The 7,074-nt window shown below is 47.7% G+C and carries 8 protein-coding genes; 5 read left to right on the forward strand and 3 right to left on the reverse strand.

Going from position 1 to position 7,074, the window contains the following annotated elements:
- Positions 1–293: 293 nt before the first annotated feature.
- Positions 294–2,018, reverse strand: a complete 1,725-nt coding sequence (locus tag BXP70_RS28395; protein ID WP_086597501.1) for a T9SS type A sorting domain-containing protein — start codon at positions 2,016–2,018, stop codon at positions 294–296.
- Positions 2,019–2,394: 376 nt separating this feature from the next.
- On the opposite strand from BXP70_RS28395, the gene BXP70_RS28400 reads away from it, so the two are divergent.
- The 3 genes from BXP70_RS28400 (at position 2,395) to BXP70_RS28410 (ending at position 4,791) form a co-directional block, all read left to right on the forward strand.
- A complete protein-coding gene (locus tag BXP70_RS28400; RefSeq protein WP_086597502.1) occupies positions 2,395–2,823 on the forward strand; it encodes a hypothetical protein in 429 nt (142 codons plus the stop codon).
- A 238-nt stretch (positions 2,824–3,061) separates the two neighbouring features.
- Positions 3,062–3,877 (forward strand): HipA family kinase, encoded by an 816-nt coding sequence (locus BXP70_RS28405; RefSeq protein WP_086597503.1) that lies wholly within the window; start codon positions 3,062–3,064, stop codon positions 3,875–3,877.
- Positions 3,874–4,791: a hypothetical protein gene (locus BXP70_RS28410; protein WP_086597504.1), complete on the forward strand. Its 918-nt coding sequence runs from the start codon at positions 3,874–3,876 to the stop codon at positions 4,789–4,791. The genes BXP70_RS28405 and BXP70_RS28410 overlap by 4 nt, the downstream gene beginning before the upstream one ends.
- 186 nt (positions 4,792–4,977) lie before the next feature.
- Here the strand turns inward: BXP70_RS28410 and BXP70_RS28415 are convergent, their stop codons facing one another.
- Positions 4,978–5,547 (reverse strand): DapH/DapD/GlmU-related protein, encoded by a 570-nt coding sequence (locus BXP70_RS28415; protein ID WP_086597505.1) that lies wholly within the window; start codon positions 5,545–5,547, stop codon positions 4,978–4,980.
- A gap of 40 nt (positions 5,548–5,587) precedes the next feature.
- Positions 5,588–6,256: an XRE family transcriptional regulator gene (locus BXP70_RS28420; RefSeq protein WP_179197889.1), complete on the reverse strand. Its 669-nt coding sequence runs from the start codon at positions 6,254–6,256 to the stop codon at positions 5,588–5,590.
- A 154-nt stretch (positions 6,257–6,410) separates the two neighbouring features.
- On the opposite strand from BXP70_RS28420, the gene BXP70_RS28425 reads away from it, so the two are divergent.
- Both BXP70_RS28425 and BXP70_RS28430 read left to right on the forward strand, forming a co-directional pair.
- Positions 6,411–6,620 (forward strand): hypothetical protein, encoded by a 210-nt coding sequence (locus tag BXP70_RS28425; RefSeq protein WP_086597507.1) that lies wholly within the window; start codon positions 6,411–6,413, stop codon positions 6,618–6,620.
- An 84-nt stretch (positions 6,621–6,704) separates the two neighbouring features.
- Positions 6,705–7,074, forward strand: a 370-nt coding sequence (locus BXP70_RS28430) for a hypothetical protein (RefSeq protein ID WP_143436772.1), incomplete at its 3' end; no start/stop codon positions are given.

Below are 7,074 nucleotides of genomic sequence, written 5' to 3' on the forward strand. Positions count from 1 at the left end.
GAGCAACCGGTTCGTTGCTCGTTTATGCTACTGTTTGTTTGAAGGTAACCTGAAGCGCAACAGCTGTTGCTTTGACTAGGCGGCAGGAAGAACTATTCTGGAAACTCGCGGCCGTGCAGTTACCCATAGATGAAATGCAAACAGACACTACTACGGAAGAGTAGGAGTATCTAGCTCCCCAACAAAAAAGCCATTTCCTGTCGGGAAGTGGCTTTTTTGTTGGGGAATTCAGGGATGAGAAGTTGGCCAGTTTGTTAAGCCTTTTATGAGGTAGATTTTACAACTTTTACTCCTTATTCGATCAATACCTTTCCCGTGGCTTTCCCGTGACGTACTACATAGAGACCGGGTTTCAGACTACTCACGTCCAACGTCATGCTAGTGGTACGGATAGGCACGATACGCCGCGCTACTTCCCGGCCTGTAGCATCAAAGACTAACACAGGATCCGAAATCTCGTTGGCTAGTGACGTGAGCGTAATACTAGTATGCGCTGGGTTAGGTAAAATAGCGAGAGGTAGCTTATGGCCAACAGGCTGCTTGGTAGAAGTAACAAGGCCCGTAAGCCGCGCCACAAACGCCGATGTAAATGCAGCGGTAAGGGAAATAGAGCCAAAGCTGATACTGGGAGTACTGAACTCACCCACTACGGTAACACTTCCACTGCCATCCACCGTAATTGAAGAAGGCGCAATAACCGCATTACCTCCTGCTCGTGCGGCTTGTAACCAAGAACCCATGCTACTCAGTTTCGCAACGAAAAGGCTATAAGCGCCTGCCCTATCTAGGGTGAGCGGACCAAACAGTATGGAAGAGCCAAAATAAAGTCCAGTGATAAGCACGTTGTCATTACCATCCACTGCAAGAGCAACGGCCCGCTCATCATCTCCAAACCCGTTTCCTCCTGCACGTACTGCCTGAGTCCATGTACCCGCGCTATTCAGTCGTGCGACGAATAAATCATAGGAGGAAATACCAGGATTTGTCAAGGTAATAGCGCCAAAATTTGTAGTATACGCACTAAAGGAACCACATACGACGGCATCCCCATTGTTTGCAAGGGCAAGGTCCATTGCTCGATCATTACCCTCTCCTCCGGCCCGCACCGCCTGCGTCCATGTGCCTGCGTTGTTCAATCGTGCGACAAAAAGGTCAGCGGGTTGAGCAGTTCCTCCTGCCGGATTAACATTGGTTAGCGTTAGGGGTCCAAATCCAATAGTGGTTCCGGTAAAGTAGCCGGCCACTGTAACGGTGCCACTCTCGTCTATTACCACCGCCGTAGCTACATCATGGGTAGGTACTTGTGCATTAGTAGCAACTGTTCCTCCAGCCCGAACGGCCTGCGTCCAATTGCCATCATTGCTCAATCTTGCTGTATATAGGTCTCTACTACCAGAGAAAAGGCGAGTATCAATGTTCGTTAATGTGCTGGTACCGAATGTGATGGACTTATCTAAGAAGTTTCCTACAATTGCAGCATCACCGTTGGCTCTGACTGCTAGGCCAGTTACTTCAATATTGCCGCCATTAGCCCCTCGTACAGCCTGCGTCCAGACTCCAGCAGTACTCAAGCGTGCCACGAAAATGCACTCATCAACTGATGGTGAAGTAAGGGTGATGGTGCCGAAGGTAATCGTACCACTAAATAATCCGGCGATAACCACGTTACCAACGCCGTCCAGCGCTGTTGCAAAAGCTTCAATGTAGTCCTTGTTAGGATTGCTGATACTGATGACTTGTGTCCAGGCACCATTGCTATTTAATCGCGCCACATAGAGCGTTTGGGCAGGAGTGTACAACGTAGTACTGCCAAAGGTCACAGCATTAGAAAAATTGCCGACGACAATCGTATTTCCTGCGCCATCCACTGCAGTACCAACAGCGTGTGAAATACCGTTGGCACTGGCACTACTTGGAGCGGTAGCCCACTGCCAACTTTGAGCCTGGATTTTAGGAGCGAGCAATAATAGTATGAAGTAACAGACAGTTCGTAGCCGGGTCGCGTAAATTGGACTCATAAGGATCGGGTTTTAGTAGAATGATCATTATGCTGAATCGAAATTGACTTTATGTAGGATGTTGAATACCAAGCAACGATGTATTTAGTGTGTAATACTAGTTTTTGAAATAGAAGTCTACCAGAGAGGGGGGATCACGCTAAAATGCTCCCTCTTGATGTTTTATAAGAAAAACATAACAGTCTTATCTTGACCAAGAGGATTGGAGGCCACCTAAAAAGCCTAAGCGATCAACTACTGAGCAGAAGAACCCGCAGCGCTAAATGTATTTCTTTAGGTAGGACTTACGCCTCCGTGGTAGCACTGAATTTAGGTGCACTTGAGAGAGTGCAGGAGTCAAGCGATCGTAGATAGCTGCGCTTTCTTATCTTTCGTGATGACCTCTCCGAAAACCTTAGCCGAGTATATCCTGCAGGAAGAGACTCGCAGCAAGCAAGTAAAACTAGGTGCACGTCGCAGCCACGATTATGACTTAACCCGCGACTTAGAGATCATCGCCGAAGACTTCCAGCAAACAGCCTTTGGGAAGGTAGTCGTAGCCGAAGGCCTGACGGTAGAAGCACTGTATACTCACCGGGAAGGAGTGGAAGGGTGGAGTGGACTGGTCTTTACCTTACAGGAAGGAATTAGCTACTACTTGCCTCTGACGTTTGACGAGCAGAAGTATGGTAGTGAAGTGCGGTCTGTTTCCTTGCATGCGTGGCCAGCTTGGCTAGAGGAGGCTACTGCACTCTTGCGCTGGGTGAGTCGAGCGCGAAAGATGCTGGCCGAAGATGTATGGATCGGATTGGATAGCCAGCAATAATTAGCCCATCTTGACAGACGAAGTTTTACTTCTATTGATATCTTGTTGCTCTAAACTAAACGCTTCATTACTTAGGTACGTCGTAAGCTGCTTCGTGATAAATACATAATAGTTGCCATATGATTTAAAACGGTTGGCAGCAGAAGGTGCCCAAGTAGAATGTAGCTAGGCTGTAGGCTGTTGTATTGAGTTGATCTGTGCAATTATTGATAGTTGATTATGCTTAATACTAACAAACATGCTTGAGCGACGTGTGCGCTCTATTCAAGGAGTGTTACCTACAGCCCATGAACCGCTATTAGTGATATCAGAGGATTACGAGCAGTATTACCTTAAGTATCACAAAGCGCCATATAACGCACATGAGCTACAAGCAGAATGGTTATGCAGCGCTTTACTACAACTATGGAGTATTCCTACGCCAGAGGTTGCTGTTCTTGTTGTTGATGAATCTCTGCTGAGAAATTTACCGCGTGAAGTCCGGCGGTTAGGTCGGTATTTACAAAGACCAGCCTTCGGCTCTAAAGAGGTGTTTGGGGCACAAGACTCTAGTGAGTTACTAAATGGCGACATTGAGCTAGAGACGCTTGTCAACCCAGAGGATCTGCTGTGGATAGCGCTGTTTGATGCTTGGGTGGCCAACGATGACCGTAGAGCATCGCACCATAATACACTGATTGCGCCTACCTTGGAGGGGAAAAGATACAAGTTGTGGGCCATTGACCATGCGTACACATTTGGTCGAATAGACTTTCGCTACTTAGATCCTCAATACCTCTACTTTGATATCAAAAAGAACTTAATACAAGCACATGCCAGTCGAGCCTATCTCTACAAGTGGCGTCAACAACGCCCGTTATGGACGGAAGAAGAGTTACGAGCCGGCTGCTATCTTCGCATAAAAAAATGCAAGGAGCAGTTCTTAGCCATATGTGAATGGTTACCTCAACCGTATAAATTGAGCGAAATTTCGCAAACTGCTTTATCTAATTTTTTGTTCTCTAACTCCCGAATTGACTTAATCTTACGTCACTTTTTCGCTTGCCTACCATGAAAAATACTGCTTTTCATACCCTAATTCGCATAGCGCCCAATCCGGCGTCGGGCGAAGCTGTGGTAGTCGGGCTGGTGTTTTTTGATGGCAGCCGTTATTGGATGCGTGTATCCTCACGGAAAGTGCGACTAGCAGGAATGCTTATCCCTCAAGCCAGAGGTGTAGTACGTGATGTTGTTTCTCAGATAGAGCGCCGAGTAGCAACTGATATGCAAGCACGCCAAGCTGCGGTAGCAGAGGGAGTCAAACCTTCTGGTAAGCATCTATTGCAGTTAGCTGATTGGGAATATTTAAGCCGGTATTCCAACGGCATTCTACGAATAGGCACACCTACTAGCGTGGCGATGTTTGAAAACGACACACCAGAAAGTGTGTTTGAACAACTTTTTGTCCGCTTAGTTGATAGCACTGTCTCACAAGATAAGCCATCACTTATCCAAGCTAGTCCCTTAGTACAAGAGCCGGTAGTACAATTAATGGAGCGGGTCAAGCCACTTGTTCATACCAATCTCAGGATTACAGATCGTCAACTACCGGAACTGTTCTTTGAGTTTCGGATGGAGTGCCTTGGGTTAAATGGGTCATTCACGGCGGCTCACGTATTGCCACTCGATTTCTATGGCATGGATACGCTGCAACAGCACGTATTTGAATATGATACTGTTGCTCGTAGTCTTCTACGTAAATTCAGAAGGGATTCGAAGGGAAGTGCCTTTTACTTATTGTGTGACGAACCAAGTGAAGAATCTGATCCAGACAAGCACAAGTTTTGGCGTGCTATTAAAGAAAATCCTTTGCTAAAAGTCATTCCAATTGAGGAAGCAGGAGAGGTAGCAGAAAGGATAGAAAAAACAGGTGCTAAGCGTTTTCTTAAAGCTGAGCCTACCCATACATCACAACAAGAAGTTGCATAAAGAAAGGCTCCCTACAGGGAGCCTTTCTTTATTATAATTAGGATCAACGTTCGTATGCACTATCGTACGTAGCCTAGACTAGTATTCTGCTGGATAGTATAATCCTTCTCCTACTTTCCAGAGGCACATGATGTCGTTCATCATGATCTTCGTTCCTGTTCTATTGTCTACAAGGCTGCTTCTACATCAAAGTGTTTTGACCACCTTGGCTGGTATACCTGCTACGACTGTGTTGGGGAGCACATCGCGACTGACAACCGCCCCAGCGGCTACCACCGCGTTTTCTCCGACGGTAACGCCGGGTAAGATGGTGGCGCTCGCCCCAATCCAAGCGTTGCGTTTGATCACAATCGGCTGCAGCAGCACGGTGGTCCGGTCCCTGGGGTCCAGCGGATGGTTCTCGGACGTAAGATTGACGCGGGGGCCAATCATGACATTATCTTCAATCGTGATGCCGCCAATATCTAAGAAAGAACACGCGTGATTGATGAACACATTCTTTCCCAGGCTGATAAACTGGCCAAAGTTGGTGTAAAAGGGCGGGAAAATGGTCGTGGAGGCATCTATCTCGGAGCCAATGATGGCACTCAACCGATCCCGGACCTGGTCTAGTTCGAGGGCGGATGCATTCAACTCCGTACAAAGCCGGATCGTGCGCGCGACGACAGTGGCAAACTGTGCGTATTCAGGGTCGTCCTTGCGGAGTGACTCGCCGGCTTTCAGCCGCTCGAAAATGCCTTTTCCTTGATTATGCATGGCTGTGGGAATAAAAGCAAAGAGCCTTGTTCGCTAGGAACTAGTCCTCTGCCGGATAGTAGATTCCTTCTCCTACTTTCCATAGACAGCTGACCTCGGTAAGTACTACTTCCGTCTCTTCGCCATTTGCATCGCTCCTTAGACGTAAGACTCCCTTTAGGTTACTGACAATACGCTTCATAAGCAATAAGTGACTGCTAAGCACAATAACGTGCACTCCTTGGGTATGCGACCAATTGTCCTTCGCTACTGGTCGAATCACAAAGCGGGAGCGTTCCGGGTACCTCGGTGCCATACTATTACCTTTTACTTCGAAAACTGCCGCATCTTGGTAGTCGTGATCCGGCATTTCTGTGATGTGCACTACAGGTAAGTCCTTTTGATTGGCTTCAAGACAAGATTGAGTGAAGAAGGAGAAAGTCGTGTAAGTGATAAGGGGAAGTGGTGCGCTTCCTACAAGTGAAGTCTCGAAGCTAATAGGAACTGTATTCGGGGTATCACTAGCCGTGAGGGGTTGAGAACGACCAGTGTCCGTTAAGATATCTTGTACTTCAACGTCAAGCACTTTTGCAATAGAAGCCAAAGTGGACATACGTGGGCCATTCTTGCCACTTTCAATATTAGAGATGGCTGTCTTACTTTTCCCTATCCTCTTCCCTAACTCTTCCTGAGTTAAGCCTGCCTTTTCTCTGAGCTCCTTTAAGCGCACAAAACTTGAAATTAAAGTATTACTTGAACTAAGAAACAATGATAATTTAGATCAAGAAAACTTTTTCTTGACTGTTGTTTGATTATCAACTTATACTTAACTATGTTTGAACTGTTAAGTAAATGATGTTTCAAAGTAAGTAAAACTACACACCATGCAAGAAAGAGCACAGAAGCTAGCCGATCTGCTGCCTTATGGAACTCAGAGCCAGATTGCCAAGAAACTCGGTATGAGTCGATCGGCTGTTCAACAAGCTATTCGAGCCGAGCGTCCAGGGAATGCCGTGGTGATTGAGGCAATGCGTATCGCCCGTGAAGTGGGAGCTTTAGAAACAGCGAAAGATTTAGCTAGTCTCAATGCTTAGCCTTAAAGCAAAGAGGGCTACTCGCGCCAACGAGTAACCCTCTTTTAACCAAGTTTTCACTTAGTCTTACACACTCCAAAAGTAATGGAAAAATCGATTGCTGCGGCAAGCGCGCCAACGCTTGCCCCGACCTTTCGCGTCCAAACCCTGGCCGTACACCTCGGCCTCGCTCTCCTCCGGGTCCACCTCTCCGAGCTCCTGCGCGATGCCGTCTTTGCCGAAGACGAGCGCCTGCGAGCGAACGATGCCATCTACCAGATGGAAGACACGAAGCGCCTGCAAGTCTGGCAACGCAACGTCAACCGTGTGCTTTACGAGCGTCAACTCGCCCAAGCGGTAATCAACCGCGAGCAACGCGGCCGCACCAGTGATTATGCCGGCGCGGTAACCGCTGCCGGCCAGGAAGCTGCTTTTACGGCCGAGACCGGCCTTTCGTACGCGGAGCTGCTCCGCC

Origin of the sequence: Hymenobacter crusticola (assembly GCF_002154225.1) — a bacterium.
Taxonomy (GTDB): domain Bacteria; phylum Bacteroidota; class Bacteroidia; order Cytophagales; family Hymenobacteraceae; genus Hymenobacter; species Hymenobacter crusticola.